Genomic DNA, 18,631 nt, shown 5'->3' on the forward strand with positions numbered 1-18,631 from the left:
TATCATAAATTTGTTTTTGTTAATTGTTCTGCGGCAGCTTTGATGCTGTCTTTTGCAGGCTGATCTATTTCAGGAATGCGGATGATCCTGGTTTCTTTTTTTATAAATCCGGTGATCACTCTTTCCGTATCCGGAGGAAAAGTCCCGTTCAGGATGAGAAATTCCAGTTTTATTTTCTTTTGATGTAATGCCATGATAGAGAGTAAGGTATGATTGATGCACCCTAAATAATTCCTAACCACCAATCCAACGGGAAGTGCCAGTTTTTCAATCAGATCGATCATAAAAACATCGTCAGAAAGAGGTACCATAAGCCCTCCTGCTCCTTCTGCAACAAGACTGTTATCTGTTTTGGGAAGTTTAAAATTTTCAATTTCTATTTCAATATTCTCTTCTCCTGCCGACTGATGTGGTGAAGCAGCGAGCTTAAAACGGTAGGTTTCGGGATGGCAGATCGTGTTTTCTGTCCATGATTCTATTTTATGGCTGTCGGAGTTATCTAAATCTCCGGACTGTACGGGTTTCCAGTAATCTGCTTTAAAATACTCCACTAAAACAGCTGAGCAGATTGTTTTTCCTACTTCGGTGCCTATGCCGGTGATGAATAGTTTGGTCATGTGAGTTACAGGTTTCGGGATGCGTGATTCAGGTTTTTAAATTGGTTTTTTAAAGGAATGCTTTAATGATTGCTGCGAGTTCTGTTATTTCTTTTTCAGTATTGAAGCTGTGAAGACATATTCTGAGTCGTTCGGTTCCGGCTTTAACCGTTGGACTGTAGACTGCATAGGTTAAAAATTCTCTGGCAGATAATGCCGACTGTAAAGCTTTCAGCTGATGATTATCGGGGATTATTACGGCTTGTATCGGGCTTATTTCTGATGAAGGTGTTTCTATATTCTGATTTTTGAAGATTTTTATATTCTGATGGAGTTTTTCCGGTAATTCAGGTCTTTGTTTTATAAATTCATAGCCCGTTTTTATACTCAGCCACAGGAAGTCCTGGGCAGATGTGGTATAAATAAACGGTGAGGCAAAATTCACTAAGTAGGATTTTATGGTTTCATTACAAAGAATAGCAGCTCCGTGAGCTCCTAAAGCTTTTCCATAAGTCACTACAGCGGCAAAAACATCATTCTGCAACTGATATTTCTCAATCAAACCATATCCGAAAACGCCGAAAGCATGAGCTTCATCTACAATCAGGGCTGCATTGTACTTTCTGGCTAAAGATGCAATTTCCTGAAGAGGAGCAAGATCCCCATCCATCGAATAAAGACTTTCTATAGCTATGTAACATGTTCCAGTCTGTTTTTTCAGGATATTTTCCAGATCTTCAGGATCATTATGCCTGAATTTTACTTTTTTTGCATGGGACATTCTGCAGGCATCGTGAACCGAACGGTGAATCTGTTCATCAACGATAATGGTATCATGACGATCCGGCAATGTAGAAAATAGCGCCAGGTTCGCATTGTAGCCGGAATAGAAAAGCAGTGCCTCAGGATATTGATGCTCCTTAGCAATAAAAGCCTCCACATCCGTTACTGTCCTGCTGTTTCCGCTGATCAGCCTTGAGCCGGAACTTCCCGATAGCAATGCTGGGTTCTCCTGAACGCAGCTCAGCAATTGCAGTTGAAATTCTTTATTTTTCGCCAGCCCCAGATAATCATTGGAATAGAAATCAATGCCACTTAATTGAGGCTTTAAAGTTCTCAGTATTCCGGTTTCATTTCTCCGGTCAAGAGCGTCCTGAAATTTTTTAAGCATAATCCAACTGTGAAACTTCCTCTGCGATAGCATTGATCCACTGATCGTGCAGTTCTTTTTCTATGACCAGAATATTTTCAGCATGCTGTTTCCATTCCTCAGAAAATTCATTGAGCTGGCTGATCATTTCTTCAAGATGGCCTTCTTCTTCCAGAATAATAGATTTCACCATAATTCGTGAAGATTCCTTAGTCAGAATATCCTGATAGACGGGATACAACTCATCTGCCCTAACTTCAATCGCATAGGTCACAAAAAGGTAGGCTGCATATTTTAGCTCTTCCTTATTTAAATGAAACGCTGTCTGAAGATATCTGCACGCCTTGACATCTAAAGAATGAAGGTATTGTCTGGTTGCAACCGGAGCCAGAAGTTCATCTGCTTCATACGTCCTGCATAATTCCGGATCTATTTTCCCGATCTGTTTTTTAAGATAATAAGCGTGACGGTGCTCTTCAGCAGCATGTTTCAGCTGTATAAGCGTAACGGAAACCGGATGCTCGCACTTGGAAATTTTTCTGGCTCCGGCATTTTCCATAAACGAAAGGGTATTCAGCCATTTGGCGTGGGTTCCGTTGTCCTGTACGATTCTTTCAAGTAGTTGTTGAAATTCCATAGGTTTATCAATTTTTGGTTCGGGTTGCGTGATTCGTGATTCGAGTTTCGGGATATGGGATAATATTAATTTCGAGTTAATGTTAAAGAAGACTAAACTTCAATCTCCGAATCAAATAACGCGTATCTCGAAACCCGCAACCCGCAACTTTTAATTTTATTCACACCAAAAGTAGTATATTGCCGGACCATTAAAAGGTGCCAGTTTTAATATTATGGATAGTCCGGTTAAGATTCCTTATAAAAGTTTTATAGAAATTGATAGAAATTCAGAGACATCGATCTATATGCAGATCGCCAATCAATTGATCAATGCTATTCAGAGAGGTTTTCTGCCTTATGGTACGAAACTTCCCGGAACCAGAGCTTTCAGTGAAATTCTGGATATCCACCGGAATACAGCGGTTGCCGTGTATGATGAATTATCTTCACAGGGCTGGGTAGAGAGCCTACCGAACAAAGGAACTTTCATTATCGGAGAACATCAGGAGAAACCCGTACAGGTGAAAAATTTTGAAAAAAACAGCCTTCAGAATTATCCTCAGGTAACAGGATTTTCATTTAAAAGCTCAAATATTTTAGATAACCCCTTTGAACATTCGGACTGTGAATATGTTTTTAATGATGGGGTTCCGGATATCAGACTGACTCAGATCGGCCAGCATTCAAGGTTTTACAGCTCTATTCTTAAGCGGAAATCCAATCAGAAAATGCTGGGCCACTACAATCATGACGGCAGTGAATTTTTTAAAGAACATCTTTCAAGATACCTTAATCTGTCCCGTGGACTGCCTATTTCAAAGAATAACCTTCTCATTACCCGAAGCACGGAAATGAGTATTTATATTGTTTCCGAAATTCTGCTTTCTGAAGGAGATACCGTATTGGTAGGAGCTCTGAGTTATTTTTCCGTTAATATGATTTTTCAGAAAAAAGGAGTGAATATCCTGTCAATGCCTATTGATGAAGAAGGAATTATCGTGGAACATGTCCGGGAAATCTGCAAAAAACGAAAGATCAGGATGCTCTACCTTACCCCGCATCACCACTATCCTACCACCGTTGCTCTGAGTGCCCAGCGAAGGCTCGAACTGCTGGATCTTGCCCATGAGTACGGTTTTGTAATCCTTGAAGATGATTACGACTATGAATTTCATTATGACAAAAGCCCGATTCTCCCTCTGGCCAGTGCAGATACCAACGGAATGGTGATTTACATAGGTTCTTTCGGAAAATCTCTGGCTCCGGGATTCAGGACAGGTTTTATTGTGGCTCCTGAAAATCTGATGGCTGAGATGAGGAAATACCTCGGAATTATAGACCGTCAGGGCGATATTTTAATGGAAAGAGCTTTGGGTGAAATGATTGAGGAAGGTGAAATCCACCGTTATCTGAAAAAATCGTTAAAGGTGTATCAGGAAAGACGGGATTATTTTGCTGAACTTCTGGAAGAGCATTTAGAAGAGCTGATACAGTTTCAGAAACCATCCGGAGGTCTTGCTTTCTGGCTGGAATGGAATGTTCCGATCAATCTGATGCAGCTGAGCCGGAACTGTGCGGGAGATAATCTTTTTATCCCTAAAACACTGCTTTACCAGACAAAAGATCTTACGGCAATGAGGTTGGGGTTTGGAAATCTCAATGGGGAGGAAATGGAGAGGAGTGTTGGAATTTTTGCGGAAAATGCCAGGAGGCTGCTTTAAATGTGGATGTTATCTCTCGCAGATTTTGCAGATGGAGCAGATTTTTGAGTATGACTTAACCTTATAGGTTTTTAAAACCTATAAGGTTTGAATTAAAAGTAAAATGATTTGTTGGTTTATCGCAATGGCGCAAAGCTTTTTTACTTTTAATGCTGCTTTAAGGCGCAAGAAAATCAGAGATTTTCAGCTAATTATTCGAAATAAATTAAGCGGTATACAATTTTATCGGAGATAAAATCCTTGCGTCCTAAAGCATTCGAATTGGAAAAAAATATTGCGTCTTTGCGCTTACCAACAGACTTCTGAGATTGCTTCGTCGCTCTACTCCCCGCAATGACAGCCGTTTTATTGCAGATAAAAATCTTTGTATTTTTCCAACATATTATAAAAATAGTTTCCCGCAGATTACACGGATCCCACTGATGTCGATACAATTTAAATCTGTGAGATCAGCGGGATCTGTGGGAGAAAAGATTTTGTAAATGTAAATAACTGATCTAAAATTTACCACAAATTGTACAGATTTCCACGAATGTTTATGTTCTTGTATGTAGAGATATTTGGTATAAAAAAAGTGCAACTGTTACGTTACACTTATCTGAATTTTTGTTTTTTAATTTGATAAAGGCTTTACTTTGACCTTCTTTTTCTTTGGTTTCTTCTTTTTTCTGTTCAGATAAATAATGAATCCGGTGATGGGAAGTGAGGCTGCAATCATGGCTGCAAAAAGATACAGGATTCTGCCTGTCAGTCCAAAGATGCTTCCCATATGAAGATCATAATTTCTTGCTCTTAATGCGGTTCCGTTTCCGATTTTCTTGTCATTATAAAACTGATGTTTTAAAATTTCCCCTGAATACTGATCAAAATTGAACTGTTCATTCTGGTATTGCTTATTGCCGTAGGTAACTTCAGCATAATAGGTTCCTTCCTCTGTTTTCGGAAAGGTGATCAGGGCAGATTTTTTATCAGCCAGACTTTTTTCTACTCTGTTTCCCACGATATCCAGAATATTTCCGGGTTTTGAGGATTCTTCGGTAGGGATTGTGCTCTTGGCTTTCTGTTCGGTTTTTGCTTTTCCGTTCAGCGTTTTTTTGACCCATTTATCGAAACCTTCAAAATTCCAGACCAATGCGGCATACGCAATAAGAAGTAAAGGAATAACGGCATAAAACCCTAAGACATTGTGCATGTCGTAATTGATCCTTTTCCATTTTGCCGATGTTTTGATGAAAAACATTCCTTTCAATGCATTCTTGTTCATTTTTCGTGGAAACCAGATCACCAGTCCTGAGAACAGCATAATCATCAATATCAGCGTAGAATATCCTGTAATGGTTTTCCCGATTTTTTCACCCAGTAAAAGCCTGCGGTGAAGGTCCATAACGATCTCAAAAAAATCATTTTTAGCGTTTTCCACTTCAAGAACTTTTCCGGTGTAAGGATCCACATAAACCCTGTAATAATGGATATAGGTTCCCCAATAGGTCAAAGCTTCATCGTTCATTTTCAGGGAACGGAAAGCATAGCTTCGTGAAGGATCGGAGGATATTTCTACCCTGCTCACTTTCAGGCTGTCCGGTAATGCCTGCTCTGCTTTTAATTTAAGAACAGAAAACGGGAGCTTTTCTTTTTTGATGGTTTTAACGAAATATTTTTCCGGGTGTATGGCATGTTTCAGTTCCTTTTCAAAAGCGAGAATACATCCTGTAACGGCCATTATTACAACTATAAGCCCGGACGTTAGTCCGAGCCATAGATGTAATTGATATGCTGTCTTCCTTAGTATAGAATTCATATTAAAATTTAAGAGTAACCTCCGCAACAAAGTTACGAGGCATCTGGGCAACTATAACACCCTGCCCGGCAAAATACTGCACATTTCCTAAATTATTCATTTTAAATCCTAATCTGTAACGTTCTTTTTCAAGAGATAAGGAAGCATTAACTAAAGTATATGCCGGGAATATAAATTGCCCGGTAGTCACGTTATCTACCGTAATCTGCTCCCCCACACGGTTCACACCAAAACCTACTCCAAGACCAGAAAGTCCTTTGATCGGCAGTATGTAACTCACCCATGAATTGAATACATTCGCAGGACCTGAAGAAGACGGACGACGGCCTTCTACATTAGCGGCAGCTCTTACAAACTTACTATCGTTATAAGAATATCCAGCCATAATGTTCAGACCCTGGATCGGGTTCATGGTGGTTTCAATCTCGATTCCTTTACTTCTCTGTTCTCCGTCCTGTATTGTTACATTATACTTTGTTCCGTCTCGTTCCACAACATCTGCTCTTAACATATTATCAACCAGAATATCATAATATCCTATGGTGAAATTCACCCTGTTTCTCCAAAGATTTCCTTTGAATCCTGCTTCCCACTGATTGGATCTCTGCGGCTTGAAATCTCCACTGTAATCTGCAAGCGGCTGCGCAACAGGAACTACATTACTGAAGCCATTCATATAATTGGCATACGCTGACAAATGCTCTTTGATGATCTGATAAGATAAACCAAATTTTGGAGACAGTGCATTCTGATTGAATGTTCCTGTATTGATATTGGTGTTCAGATCAAGCTGCCCCTTACTCTCATAATGGTCAAAACGTAAACTTAGCAAAGCAACCAAACGGTCTGTAATGTACACCGCATCGGAAATATAAGCTCCATACATATTGCTTGATGATGTATTTCTTACCAAAGGATATTTATTTGCTTTGATTGCTGTTTCAGTAGCCTCTTGTATTCTTTTAAGTGCCAGATCTTTGGATATAGAACCATATGTCCCTGTCACTTCCCCTCCTATTGGCGCTGAAAGATTTCTGCCATCAATCCTGTCAAATGCAACAATTGGAGAAAGGTTATTATTCAAAGACTGGTTTAAATAATCTAAGCCAACAAGCAGTTTATTTTTGATGTTTCCTATCTTAAATTCTCCATTAAAGTTCTGCTGAATACTGGTAGACGCACCTTCACCGTTCTGCCATTGCACATTACGCTCTAAAATATTATCACTTTTTGGAGATCTTATGAATTGATATTGGTACAAGCCTTCCGTTTTCCTGTAGTTTCTTGAAATTAAAGTCTGTGAACTCCACTGATCCGAAATTTTGTAATTCACCTCAGCTTTTACATTGATGGAAGGTGCCTTTAAACTCATATCATTATTAGAATAAGATTTTTTCCAGTCAAACCCCAGCTCTTGCGGAGTATGAGCCTCAAACGGTCTTGTTCTGGTAAGGAAGATAATCGGGGTGTTCGTTCCTTCATACGTATAAATCTGCGCACCAAGACTGAACTTCAGCCTTTCATCCACCTGATAGCTGAATGTAGGGGCCACAAACATTGATTTTCTGAACTCAGAATCCCTGAAACCGTTCTGATACTGATACGCAGCATTCAAACGGAACAATGTTTTTCTTGAATTCGTGATCGGGCCGTATACATCAGCTGCCACACGGTTCAGATTATAACTTCCCAAAAGATAGGAAGCTTCCCCACCGAAGTAATCTTTAGGTTTTTTGGTGGTCACATTGATCAATCCTCCAAAGGAATTTACCGTACCTCCGTACAGAGTTCCGGAAGGTCCTTTGATCACATCGATACGTTCAATATCCGCAGGATCAATTTCTGAGTTGGTTGTGGCAGGAACACCATCTACCATAGAAACTCTGGTAGGAAAACCTCTTAAATTATAATAAAAACTTCCGTCTCCCGCTCTACCGGCACTTCCCTGCATTTTTACAACACCCGGAGCATTTTTCAAGGCATCGGACATGTCATAAATAAGCTGTTCTTTAAGGATCTGCTGGTTAATGCTTGTGTAGAACTGTGGATTTTCTATGTTTCTCAACGGCATTTTAGCAACGGAAGTACTGTCTTTATCCAGAAATTTGTTTCTGCTGAAGGCATATACTGTAATTCCCTCAATAACGTTGTTTTCTACTGAAGAAGTATAGATCGCCGGAATTTCAAAGACATCTTTTTCAATGCGGATCTGCTCACGCATCAATTCAATATCATTCAGAACCACCTGAAGCGTATATTCTCCTGGCGGCACATTATCAAAGTAATATTCTCCTGCATTGTTGGTTTTTGCCTGATACGGCGTATTCACCAACCTTAAAAGCGCATTCTTCACGGGCACTTTTTCAGACAGCATGATCTTTCCGTTAACACGTTCATTCTGCTGTGCAGAAACAAAATGTGGAAGACTGACAAGTAATAAAAGTAATATAGGGGTTTTAAATTTTTTCATGCTGTAAGTTTTGTAGCAGTGGATAGTTGATTTTGCCGTTTTGTGATAATGGAAATGATTCTATGTGTTCGGTGCTTACGTACTGCGGATTGATGCGCAGCTTATTCTTAATGGTTTCTTTAATGATCTGGGGATCTATTTCTTTGTTGTCATACAGAACAATGATCTTTTTGTCATTGCCGTTCAGACATACCACTGTATTTCCTTCCAGCTCATTTTTAAGAATAAATTCTACCTCATCCAGGTTGAGACGGATCCCGAAAAGCTTCATAATCCTCTTGATTCTCCCTGTGATGTAGTACAATCCGTTCTGACCTCTTCTGCCCGTGTCTCCTGTATGAAGAAGTCTTGGCTGTTCGTAGGTAGAAAGATCTTCAAGCTTGTTGGCATAGCCTCCGCTGATGCTTGAATGTAAGAACAGCAGTTCATCCGTCTCAGGATCGATTTGGAAGCTTCCTCCGTGTACCGGAGTACCAATCGACGTTTCTTCTTCAAGGAGTCCGTCTGTGGTAAGATATGCCATTCTTCCGCCTGCTTCGGTCTGTCCGTACTGGGCAAAGAACTGTTTTTCAAATTCATGACAGTAATTGAATATGGTTTTCCTCAACTCAGCATTAATTACGCCTCCCGTATGGGTCATGTATCTCAGGCTGGTGCTGTCTTTTCTGAAAAATCCTATTCTGTTCAGGTTTTCGTACAGATACGGAACTCCGCCAAGCGTGCTGTATCCGTACTCTTCCATTTCGTCCCAGAAGGCTTTCTGCATGATGTCTTTGTCCGTGCATACTATTCTTCCCGCCCGCATACAGTTGGTGGTAAAAATAGAAAAACCGTACACGAAATTAATCGGTACGTTAAGCGGAACTACATCGGTTTCCTGAATCGGCATGTACTGAAGGATGCTTACCGCATTCTGATAAAGGTTTTCATCTGAAAGCTTCACCAGTTTCGGAACTCCGGTGGTCCCGGAAGTACTCAGCAGGATCTTGATTTCGGGGTGAATAACGACCTCGGGCTTATAATCTTTTTTAGCAAAGATCTTCACCGTTTCCGAGAATTCTTTCAGTTCATATCCCTGAACCTCATCTCTGGAGGGGTCAAAGATATATTTCGGACGGTATTCTGCTTCCAGACGTTCTTTAAACTCCGGGTGCAGCTTCTGTCCCAAAACAGCAATGGCATGAGCTGTTCCGTAAAAATTGAGGAGAACCTCAATACTCGGCAGCTGGTTGTCATTGTACAAAAAGATCAATCCTTTCTCTACAGGATTGAGGCCTAAAGACCGGTACAGCGTTCCAACGGGCGTGGTGGCACCGCTGGAAGCATCTGTAAACAAGAGGTTCTTGTTGGCAATTACATTTTCTAAAATTTTCATATACTTAGTTTTCTACGAGTACATCGTATTTTTTCATTTTTTCGCGGATCTTCCCGACGGTTCCCATTTCAAGGATGTCGTTGAAGTCAAACTTTACCCGGTAAAACTGTTCCAGGGCTTCCACAATAAGCAGATGCGACATAGAATCCCATTCCGGGATTTCCTGATACGTAAGGTTTTCATCTACCAGTTCTTTTTTCACAGCGATTGCTGATGCTATAATTTCGTAAAATTCGTCTGTTGTGTGCATTTTAAATTTTTATAGTTTTCCATTTACCATTTTTGAAGATCATTAAGAATAAAACAGCCAGTACAATTTCCGAGGAAACGATGGCGGTAAATATCCCTTTCAGTTCCCACTGAAGCCTTACCCCAAGCAGATAAGCCAGAGGTAGCTGAATCACGTAGAACATGATCATGTAAAGCAGGGTTACCTGCATAATATTACCGGCCGCATTAAGCGCACGGCTGATCACCATTGTAAAACCCAGTAAGAGATAAGCCATAGACACTACGTGAATGTACTGTACAGCGTATCTTGCTACCTCGGCTTCCTTAGTGAAGAAAGTCACCACATATTCGGCCGCGAACTGCCAGAAAACAGCAACCACTACCAGATAGGTCATATTAATTCCTCCGGCTCTCCATACCGTTTTTTCTGCACGGTCAGGATTTCCGGCACCCAGATTCTGTCCTGTAAGAACACCTGCGGCATTTCCTATTCCCCAGGCAGGCATTGTGGCTACGGAAGCAATTCTCTGAGCGATTATATATCCTGCCAGTGCTGTAGTTCCGAAGGTTGCAATGATTTTAACCATAATCAGCCAGCTGGAAGCAGGGACAATATACTGAACTAGCCCTCCCAGAGCGATTTTCATGATTTTCTTAAGCAAAGGCAGATCCATGTGAAATTTCATCAGGATATTGACACTGGTTTTGCGGGTAAGAAGAATAAAGAACTGGTATAAAACCGCCAGTAAACGGGATAGAACGGTAGCATAGGCCAGTCCCATCAATCCGTAAGCAGGAATAAAACCCAATCCGAAAACAAGAATTACCGCAAACACCATACTGGAGATATGACAAAGCCACAGGGACTTCATCGCAAGATCAGCATCGCCCGCTCCCCTGAACAGCCCGTTGATAGACAGACGCAGAATCACCAGACCGATGCTTAAAAAGACCAGTTTGGAAAAAAGAAGTCCGTTTTCAACGATTCCTGTATCAAATCCGAGGAAGCTGATGATTTCCCCTGCAAAAAGGAATGACAACCCGCCAATCAGTAATGCAAATGCAGAAGCCAGCAATATGATATAGTGAGCAGTTCTGCCCATACCTTCCTGATCCTTTTCTCCGGCTCTTCTCGCCGTCAGTGTTGCCGCAGCTATACCCAAACCAATGGCAATCGCATTGGCAAAATTGATATAGTTGTCCGCAATCCCGACAAGACCAAGAACCTTATCTCCCAATCTTGCTATAATTAAAAGATTGATGCTGACAAAAACAGATTCCATAACCAGTTCCATAACCATAGGAATCGCCAGGCTGAAGATAGAACGGTTGATACTTCCTGAAGTGAGTTCTACTTTTTTTCCCGCCAAAGCTCCGTACGCAAATACAGAGCCTTCTTTTACAAGATGCAGAAGCTTTCTCATACTGCTTCTACAGGGTTTTTATTCGCAATCTGATACAGAGGATTCGGCAGTGCGCCATCCTTTTTCGGAATGGCAAATGCTTTATTTTCGCTGTAACCGCCGTTTTTCAGACGCAGACTGTTGATGTAGAATCTTTTGAATGCAGGAACATACAGATCATATTTTTCATAACGGTCATTCAGATGAGGATTATGATTTTTGTAGTTCTCAATACAGTCATGAACAAGCGTCCAGAATGTTTCTTCTTCAAAGTTGGAATACGTATGCAGAACATTGGATAAATATCTGAAGAACGCATCAAAAACGCCCAGAAGAATAGATAACGGAACATTTTCTTTGTTGGAAGACTGGATCAGTCCGTCTGCCAGATGATCAGGAAGTTTTTCCCTTGCTTCTGCGGTCAGGACAATATCATCCACAAAATCTTTGATCACAATTCTTTGCGGCACGCCGTTTTTCAGGACCACCATAATGTTTTCCCCGTGAGGCGTTACACAAAGAGAATGGGTATAATAAATGTGAAGAAGCGGTGTAAGATAAGCATCCAGATAATCTGTGATCCACTGCTGAATACTTATTCCTGCCTGTTCTGCAAAAGCCTGTACCAAAGGAACGCCGTTCTGATCTACAAAAAGCAGGGAAGCCATGGTGAACATTTCTTCGTCTTCTTTTAAGTATTTGCAGGCACTTTCACGCCATAAAGCACCCAGGAATTCATTGTACTGATAAGGAACTCCGGCTATCGCACTGTATTGAGGGTGCAGATAAGCAATTGCAGCTTCCTCGCCCAGGAATATGGTTCCTTTTGTTTCTAAATAAGCATCACCTTTAATAAGGCCTTTCACCCAGTCTGTAATGGCCGGAGCGATTTTCATCTGCTTAGGCGACAGTCCTCTGATGTTTCCTGTGCTCAGAATGGAAACGGCTGTTTTTAAATATCTTTTTTCAGGATGATCTGTATTGAATAGAGTTCTGATACTTTGCTGAGGACTGTAGGTATCATTTCCTTCCCCTAAAAGAATTAAGATTCCGGCCGCGATATCTCCTGCAAAATGAATCTTCAGTTTATGTTCCCACTGCCAGGGATGCACCGGAATTAAATTATAATCCTGAACAGATTTTCCTGCATCAGTAAGTTTCTGCTGAAACTCTTCAAACAGATTATCTCCCATTTCGGAACGGTAAAATCCTTCCTGATCAATATGCTCCAGCGACTGGAAAGCAGATCTGTCCTTGTGTGCGGCCAGCCATAAAACTTTTAAGTCCTGTCCGGCTTCCGGAGCAAACTTTTCAAGGTCGGTAGGAGAAAATCCCAGCCTGCTTTTATTGACGATCACCCACGGATGGCCCGTCATCTGATGCTCTACTGTCTGGTAGTTGCTTGATGCGAGGTCTTTTGAGGACATTACCCCTCTGGATAAGATCAATGCATCGCAATATAAAGTATGAAGTAATTCTTCAGTATATCTTGCTAAAGTGTTAGCATCCAGATCAAATACAGTCTGCATTTCAAGAAAGAACTGAGTGATATTCAATGCTGAGGTTTTTACGCCATTCTCGATCTTTTCAATACTGTCTTTATCAATATGCCAGTAATCCATCATTCTTTCCTGTCCGCGGAAAGTGTATTCAATGTTTTCAACTCCGGTTTCAAGCTTAAATACGGTAAATCCGGATTCATCCTGAAGCACAGGAATGGGCTTCAGCCTTTCTTCATGCATCAGTTCTGCAATGGTCTTGGCCATAAGATCCCTGTTGGCCTGCAGCCAGATTTCCTGGCTGATGGTTGTATTATTTAAAGTGGTGTTCATTGTTCTGTTATATTTTCGCAGCGGGCATTGCAGCATGTTTTTCTACGTCAAAATCCTGAAAAGCAATTTTCTTCTCGATTTTATAATATTCTCTTCCCAAAATATCATTGATGATATACGAATTACGGTAAGCCGCCATTCCAAGGTCGGTAGAAATGTAACTGTGGGTGTGTACTTCTGCGTGAAGCACATAAATTTCACCTCCGTTATGATCTATAGAATAATTCCTGTTCACGGCAAACAATCCGCCTGAATCTCTTTTAATTCTGTCCTGGATATTCTTCAGGAAAGCAGGTTCATGATAACGGTATCCTGTACCTACCACCAGATAATCAGCTTCCTGTTCGTATGGAACTTCCTGCTCCAGTTGGGTGAATTCAAGGGTTAAATGATCCGGATTGCTGTTGTCTACTCTATCCAACTGACTGTTTGGAATAATAGTCAGTTTTGGATCCGCATTATCAATATTCAGGTCGTAGATGAAATCATAGATCTGGTTGATCAGGTCGTAATTGATTCCTTTAAACTGTGCCTGCTGCTTGCTTAATATGGACTTTCTGGCCGCTTCATCCCTGCTGTAGAAATAATCTACATAATCAGGAGAAGTTAATTCCAGCGTCAGTTTTGAATATTCCATCGGGAAGAAACGGTCCGGACGTGAATACCAGCCCAATTGGGTATCTTCGTCACGGCTCTGCAATAAATCATAGAAAACCTCAGCTGCACTCTGTCCTGAACCGATCACGGCAATTTTTTTACCCTGAGCTAAAAGTTCTTCTTTACGGTACAGATAAGAGCTTGTATGAAGGATACGCGAATCCTCTTTCGGAATAAACGACGGAATATGCGGCTGTGTCCCTGTTCCCAGGATCAGTCTTTCTGTTCTGAAAACCTCCGTTTCCTTGGTTTTGGTGTGAACGGTTGTAATTAAATACAAACCATCTTCATACACAATATCAACAACCTGTGTGGAGAAGCGGCACTGTGGCAGCTGGCTCACTACCCATTGGCAGTAACGGTTGTATTCTTTACGCGGAATGAAAAAATCTTCCCGGATAAAGAATTTATACAGCCTGTTGGTTTCTTTCAGATAGTTCAGAAGGCTTAAAGGATTCGTAGGATCTGCCATGGATACGCAGTCGCACAGAAAAGGCGTCTGCAGGGTTACATGGTCAATCATCAATCCCGGATGCCAGTCGAAACCGTCTCTCTGGTCAAGGAAAAGTGTTTTTAATTCAGAAATCGGATTGGATAAAGCGGCAAGTCCCAGATTGAAAGGGCCAATACCTATTCCGATCACGTTATATATATTTTCGTTATTCATGTTCAGCAATTTTTACGGTGAATTCTACATTTTTGTTCTGAGGGAATTTTTCCCAATACCATTCTCTGTAGCAGAAGTTCAGATTGGCTTTTTTATGAGGCATTTCAATGACTTTATCTACTTTGAAGCCTACATGAGCCTTATTCATCATAGAAGCCAGAGAATCTACCGAGCCTTCCCCTACCATTTTTCCCACTTCCGGCTGGGCAAATACGTAATCTACCATAGACTGTGTGGAAGGAGAAACGAATTTCTTCTTAGGATCAGTAGGTGCTATGAACTGGTGCGTTCCGTAATCGGTTGGCAGCACATCATAGTAATCTCCTACAATATCCCTGCACGGCCAGTATACCTCAATATTACAGGTAGGTTCACCGTTACTCATCACGATGTAGCTGTGCGCTTCATCTCCCGGAAGCATCAGACGGTAATAGGTTTCCAACTCGTCAATAGGCCAGTTCATCTGCCAGATCTTGACTGCATGTTCCCGGTTAAACCATTCATGAAGCATTTCTAGATCTTGATCAAGATCTATAGGTCTCATCGTAACTGTTACATCATCTTTCTGGAAATAACGGCTGAAAAACACGTCTTTTCCTTTCGGCTGGATCAGCTGGTCTGAGAAATAATGATAATGAAGAAGATTCGGAACTTTAGCGTAAGAAATAGCTCCTGCGCTGGTAATTCCATCAATTTCATTAGCCACTGCTTTAAAATTGGTTTTTGTGCCCCAATGACGGTTTTCAAGCGCATAACGGGTAAAATCTGAAGGCATTTCGTGGTGAATCTGCTCAAATTCATCATGTAGGATATTGATCAGCTCTCTTTCACTGGCCCATCCGGTTTTTCCCAAAGATGTAATAAGTGCTGAAAGATTGCTTACCAGTACATGATAAGAGATAATGTCCAGAAGACGCTCATCCCTGATGAAAAGGTCTTCAATTTCAGGATACTGTTTTGAAAGTTCAGTGTATTGTTCTCTTGCGCTTTCTCTCAGTAAATAACCCTGTGCGTCTCTTACAAAAAGAGTTTGTGGCAGCAGCTGGTCATCCAGTTTGATCAGAAGGTTTTGCTGATGCGCTTCCGGAGCCATTCCGTACTGGCTGTATAAATGGTTCAGAGGCGTAATTAATAATTGAATATACTTCTCAAACCATATTTTCACCGATTCTTCCGGACTTGTTCCCAGCTTTTCTGAAACGTCTGTAAAGAATTGCTGAATGAAATTTTGTCCTTCTGAAGGCTCATCCTGACAAAGTCTAGCCAGTAATATGATTTTATCTTCCTGTAAAAACGGATTCTCACGGATCAGAAGATTCAGGCTTTCAATATTTTTATCGTCATGGTAAACGCCTAATGTTACAGGCTCCAGAAGCAGTTTAAACTGATTAAAATCTTTTTCAAACGATGCCCCTGCATGCTTACGCCATAAAGCTGATGCGTAACCTCTTGCCAGATCTTTCTCCGTATTGATTCTTATGGATCCTGTTAACAGGACATTTAAAGAAAACTTAGGCATCCACGGAATATCCGGGCTGTACATGCTTCTGATGGAAGAGGTTGAATAAAATTCTTCACCCAACGCTCCGATGTGGATCAATGTACGGTTACCGATCATTTCAGCACCTTCTTTTGCCGCCAAAAGATAGCTGGCTTCCCACGGATGGCACGGAACGGTATAAAAATCTGAAATAGTTTCGCCTTCATTCAGGTATTTCTGTTCGAGGTTTTCCGTTAATGAAACCAGGCTTTTCAGAAATTCGTTATAGGAAACATCCAGTACTGAATTCTCTTTTACACAGCTTTTATGAACCAGGAAGTATTCAAGCTGAATGCCTTTATTGAATTCCGGGCCGTAAAGAAGCTGTTCTTCTCTGGAGAATCCCATCCTTGCTTTTGTAAAAGGGTGAAGATTGTGGCCTACAGGAAGCTGCTGTTCAGATTCAAGGAAAGAATAGGCTGATGTATTTTTCTCCTTCAGACCTTCAGTCATGATCATTTGAAGGTTATGGAAGCTGCTTTGGATTCTTTTGGTAAAAAGTTCCAGTCCCTGCCGGGTAGGTCCTTCAGAAAGCTCCTGATAAACCAAAGCTGTCAGCTGATCAAGATCTGCTTCAGCAACCGTCTGATTTTTATGATCAACGATCCATAAAGGCATTCCATAGTTATGAAAAGTACTTTCGGAGCGGTAAGAAACGGGAGCAAACAAAAACACTTTGCTTTTTTTCAGGTCAAACCTTATGTGCAGCGGATAAGTTGTATTTTGAAGTGCCTGAGCCGTCAGCGTATCATATTTCGGAACTCCCTGGTAGAATTTTCCGTTTCCAAGCTCGCGGAGCATTCCGTTCAGCAGGATCCTTACGGTAATTTCCTGCGCCTGTTCTGTAAACTTAGTTTGCTGTACTAAAGTCTTCTCCATGAGCTTTTATTTTGTTTAAAATTTGATGAACGTCTTCTGTTGTCGTAATCGGGTTCAGGAAGGTAAATTTCAGGTAGAAATTCCCATCCACTTTTGTACTGGCTACCAGAACTTCTCCGCTGTAGAAAAGCTTCATTTTGATGTATTGGTTCAAAGCATTCAGGTCTTCAATATCGGTTCTGATATAACGGAAAACCAGAACGCTCAGGTCCGTATCGGAAAGCAGTTCAAAGTCGGCATTTTCGTTGATCATGGAAGCAACATCTTTCGTAAGGTCTATTACGGTATCCGTGTATTCGGAAAGCTGTTCTTTTCCCATCATTCTTAACGTAAACCACAGTTTCAAAGCATCAAATCTTCGGGTACTCTGGATAATGGATTTGTTGATCTGTGCAGGAATTTCCTCCTCATCCATTTCTGCAGGATTCAGATAGTCTGCGTGATGTTTAAGGATTCTTAATTCCCTTTTGTTTTTAACGATGAACGCACTGCTGCTGATGGGCTGGAAGAAAGATTTATGATAATCTATCGTCACAGAATCTGCTCTTTCGATACCATTCAGAAGATGACGGTATTTTTCGCTTAATAATAAAGCACATCCGTAAGCGGCATCTACGTGCATCCAGATATTGTATTGTTCTGCAATATTGGCGATATCTTCCAGCGGATCTACGTTTCCGAAGTCTGTAGTTCCTGCCGTAGCTACAATTCCAATTGGAATATTTCCCAGCTGCTCTTCGCGCTTGATGTATTTTTTAAGTAAAGAAATATCCATACAGAATCTCTCATCCGTAGGAACTTTAACGATACATTTCTCGCCCAATCCCATAATGGAGGCATTCTTTAAGTTGCTGAAGTGAGATTTATCAGAAACAAAGATTCTGAAACGCCCGGCCTCCTGCGGAAGTCCATCCAGCTTAATATTGTGATTGTATCTTTTCTGGGAAAAACAGTCGCGCATCATCACAAGCCCCATCAGGTTACTCTGTGATCCTCCGGCTGTGAAAACGCCGTCGCTGGTTTCTGCACTGTATCCTAACTGTTCCGCCGTCCAGTCGATCAGCTTTCTTTCCATAAATGTTCCTCCGGCGCTCTGGTCGTAGGTATCCTGGGAAGAATTGATGGCGCTTACAAGGATTTCTCCTGCCAGTGCCGGGATTACGATAGGACAGTTAAGATGTGCCACATATTGTGGTAAGTGAAAAGCTGTAGCATGCTTTACATATATAGTATCTACTTCCTGAAGAAGTTCCTGGTAAGAAGACAGTTTTTGATTAAGGTCTATCTGCTGTACCATGCCTTTCATTTCTTTGGCTTCTATTCCGCTGAAGGGTTTGTCGTTTCTGTGAAGAAATGTTCCCACAAGGTCTAAAGTTTCTTTAACGGCGGAACGATAGTGATCATAATTGTCAGAATGAAAAATATTTCCAAAATTCCCCGAAATGTGAGGTAAGGAAGCGCCCAGGATGTCTCCGGCGGGCATTTGATTGTTGTTCATATACGGTATTGTAAGGTGATTTTTAAAATCAATAAGTTGTGTAAAGTTTTATGATATATAGATGTATATACCTGACAGTCAAGTTTTTAATTTTTACATTTTTTTTACTTTTTATTTGGTAGATGATAAATTATTCATAAATTTGAACTCGCAATTGTTATTTAGAATAATTAAAAACAAATATAAAAATTATATT

13 protein-coding genes are annotated in these 18,631 nt (G+C 41.0%); 1 reads left to right on the forward strand and 12 read right to left on the reverse strand.

The window, feature by feature from the left end; translation table 11 throughout:
* Positions 1-2: 2 nt before the first annotated feature.
* The 3 genes from bioD to JET18_RS09340 are packed head-to-tail and all read right to left on the reverse strand — an operon-like array spanning position 3 to position 2,383.
* Positions 3-617, reverse strand: a complete 615-nt coding sequence (gene bioD, locus JET18_RS09330) for a dethiobiotin synthase (RefSeq protein ID WP_202090332.1) — start codon at positions 615-617, stop codon at positions 3-5.
* Between the two features lie 49 nt (positions 618-666).
* A complete protein-coding gene (locus tag JET18_RS09335) occupies positions 667-1,767 on the reverse strand; it encodes an aminotransferase class I/II-fold pyridoxal phosphate-dependent enzyme (RefSeq protein ID WP_202090333.1) in 1,101 nt (366 codons plus the stop codon).
* Complete coding sequence (locus JET18_RS09340; protein ID WP_202090334.1) at positions 1,760-2,383, reverse strand: hypothetical protein; 624 nt, start codon at positions 2,381-2,383, stop codon at positions 1,760-1,762. Before JET18_RS09340 ends, JET18_RS09335 begins: the two co-directional genes overlap by 8 nt.
* A 214-nt stretch (positions 2,384-2,597) precedes the next feature.
* Here JET18_RS09340 and JET18_RS09345 point away from each other — a divergent pair, with 214 nt between their 5' ends.
* Positions 2,598-4,085 carry an aminotransferase-like domain-containing protein gene (locus tag JET18_RS09345; protein ID WP_202090335.1) on the forward strand — a complete coding sequence of 496 codons (1,488 nt, stop codon included), beginning with the start codon at positions 2,598-2,600 and terminating at the stop codon, positions 4,083-4,085.
* A 613-nt stretch (positions 4,086-4,698) separates the two neighbouring features.
* On the opposite strand, the gene JET18_RS09350 is transcribed toward JET18_RS09345, so the two are convergent.
* Genes JET18_RS09350 through JET18_RS09390 form a run of 9 tightly spaced genes read right to left on the reverse strand, consistent with a single transcriptional unit; the run spans position 4,699 to position 18,435 of the window.
* Positions 4,699-5,883 carry a PepSY-associated TM helix domain-containing protein gene (locus JET18_RS09350; protein WP_202090336.1) on the reverse strand — a complete coding sequence of 395 codons (1,185 nt, stop codon included), beginning with the start codon at positions 5,881-5,883 and terminating at the stop codon, positions 4,699-4,701.
* Between the two features lies 1 nt (position 5,884).
* Positions 5,885-8,353: a TonB-dependent receptor gene (locus JET18_RS09355; RefSeq protein WP_202090337.1), complete on the reverse strand. Its 2,469-nt coding sequence runs from the start codon at positions 8,351-8,353 to the stop codon at positions 5,885-5,887.
* Positions 8,340-9,728, reverse strand: coding sequence for an AMP-binding protein (locus JET18_RS09360; protein ID WP_202090338.1), 1,389 nt, complete (start codon positions 9,726-9,728; stop codon positions 8,340-8,342). The genes JET18_RS09355 and JET18_RS09360 overlap by 14 nt, the downstream gene beginning before the upstream one ends.
* Before the next feature lie 4 nt (positions 9,729-9,732).
* Positions 9,733-9,978 carry an acyl carrier protein gene (locus JET18_RS09365; RefSeq protein WP_062646915.1) on the reverse strand — a complete coding sequence of 82 codons (246 nt, stop codon included), beginning with the start codon at positions 9,976-9,978 and terminating at the stop codon, positions 9,733-9,735.
* A 1-nt stretch (position 9,979) separates the two neighbouring features.
* The gene (locus JET18_RS09370; protein WP_202090339.1) at positions 9,980-11,383 is read right to left on the reverse strand and encodes an MATE family efflux transporter; all 1,404 of its coding nucleotides are present in this window, start codon (positions 11,381-11,383) and stop codon (positions 9,980-9,982) included.
* On the reverse strand, positions 11,380-13,194 hold the full coding sequence (locus tag JET18_RS09375; protein ID WP_202090340.1) for an IucA/IucC family protein: 1,815 nt from the start codon (positions 13,192-13,194) through the stop codon (positions 11,380-11,382). Before JET18_RS09375 ends, JET18_RS09370 begins: the two co-directional genes overlap by 4 nt.
* A gap of 7 nt (positions 13,195-13,201) precedes the next feature.
* Entirely contained in the window at positions 13,202-14,518 is a 1,317-nt protein-coding gene (locus tag JET18_RS09380; RefSeq protein ID WP_202090341.1) for a lysine N(6)-hydroxylase/L-ornithine N(5)-oxygenase family protein, read from the reverse strand.
* Positions 14,511-16,937, reverse strand: a complete 2,427-nt coding sequence (locus tag JET18_RS09385) for a GNAT family N-acetyltransferase (protein WP_202090342.1) — start codon at positions 16,935-16,937, stop codon at positions 14,511-14,513. Before JET18_RS09385 ends, JET18_RS09380 begins: the two co-directional genes overlap by 8 nt.
* Positions 16,909-18,435 carry a pyridoxal phosphate-dependent decarboxylase family protein gene (locus JET18_RS09390; RefSeq protein ID WP_202090343.1) on the reverse strand — a complete coding sequence of 509 codons (1,527 nt, stop codon included), beginning with the start codon at positions 18,433-18,435 and terminating at the stop codon, positions 16,909-16,911. Before JET18_RS09390 ends, JET18_RS09385 begins: the two co-directional genes overlap by 29 nt.
* Positions 18,436-18,631: the final 196 nt, after the last annotated feature.

The sequence above is a fragment of the Chryseobacterium endalhagicum genome, from assembly GCF_016745235.1.
Lineage (GTDB): Bacteria > Bacteroidota > Bacteroidia > Flavobacteriales > Weeksellaceae > Chryseobacterium > Chryseobacterium endalhagicum.

What these genes read in the sequence shown, in the direction of transcription:
- JET18_RS09360 (WP_202090338.1), bottom strand. Translation starts at nt 9,728, where the DNA reads ATGAAAATTTTAGAAAATGTAATTGCCAACAAGAACCTCTTGTTTACA.
- JET18_RS09385 (WP_202090342.1), bottom strand. Translation starts at nt 16,937, where the DNA reads ATGGAGAAGACTTTAGTACAGCAAACTAAGTTTACAGAACAGGCGCAG.
- JET18_RS09340 (WP_202090334.1), bottom strand. Translation starts at nt 2,383, where the DNA reads ATGGAATTTCAACAACTACTTGAAAGAATCGTACAGGACAACGGAACC.
- JET18_RS09355 (WP_202090337.1), bottom strand. Translation starts at nt 8,353, where the DNA reads ATGAAAAAATTTAAAACCCCTATATTACTTTTATTACTTGTCAGTCTT.
- JET18_RS09375 (WP_202090340.1), bottom strand. Translation starts at nt 13,194, where the DNA reads ATGAACACCACTTTAAATAATACAACCATCAGCCAGGAAATCTGGCTG.
- JET18_RS09335 (WP_202090333.1), bottom strand. Translation starts at nt 1,767, where the DNA reads ATGCTTAAAAAATTTCAGGACGCTCTTGACCGGAGAAATGAAACCGGA.
- JET18_RS09390 (WP_202090343.1), bottom strand. Translation starts at nt 18,435, where the DNA reads ATGAACAACAATCAAATGCCCGCCGGAGACATCCTGGGCGCTTCCTTA.
- bioD (WP_202090332.1), bottom strand. Translation starts at nt 617, where the DNA reads ATGACCAAACTATTCATCACCGGCATAGGCACCGAAGTAGGAAAAACA.
- JET18_RS09380 (WP_202090341.1), bottom strand. Translation starts at nt 14,518, where the DNA reads ATGAATAACGAAAATATATATAACGTGATCGGAATAGGTATTGGCCCT.
- JET18_RS09350 (WP_202090336.1), bottom strand. Translation starts at nt 5,883, where the DNA reads ATGAATTCTATACTAAGGAAGACAGCATATCAATTACATCTATGGCTC.
- JET18_RS09370 (WP_202090339.1), bottom strand. Translation starts at nt 11,383, where the DNA reads ATGAGAAAGCTTCTGCATCTTGTAAAAGAAGGCTCTGTATTTGCGTAC.
- JET18_RS09345 (WP_202090335.1), top strand. Translation starts at nt 2,598, where the DNA reads ATGGATAGTCCGGTTAAGATTCCTTATAAAAGTTTTATAGAAATTGAT.
- JET18_RS09365 (WP_062646915.1), bottom strand. Translation starts at nt 9,978, where the DNA reads ATGCACACAACAGACGAATTTTACGAAATTATAGCATCAGCAATCGCT.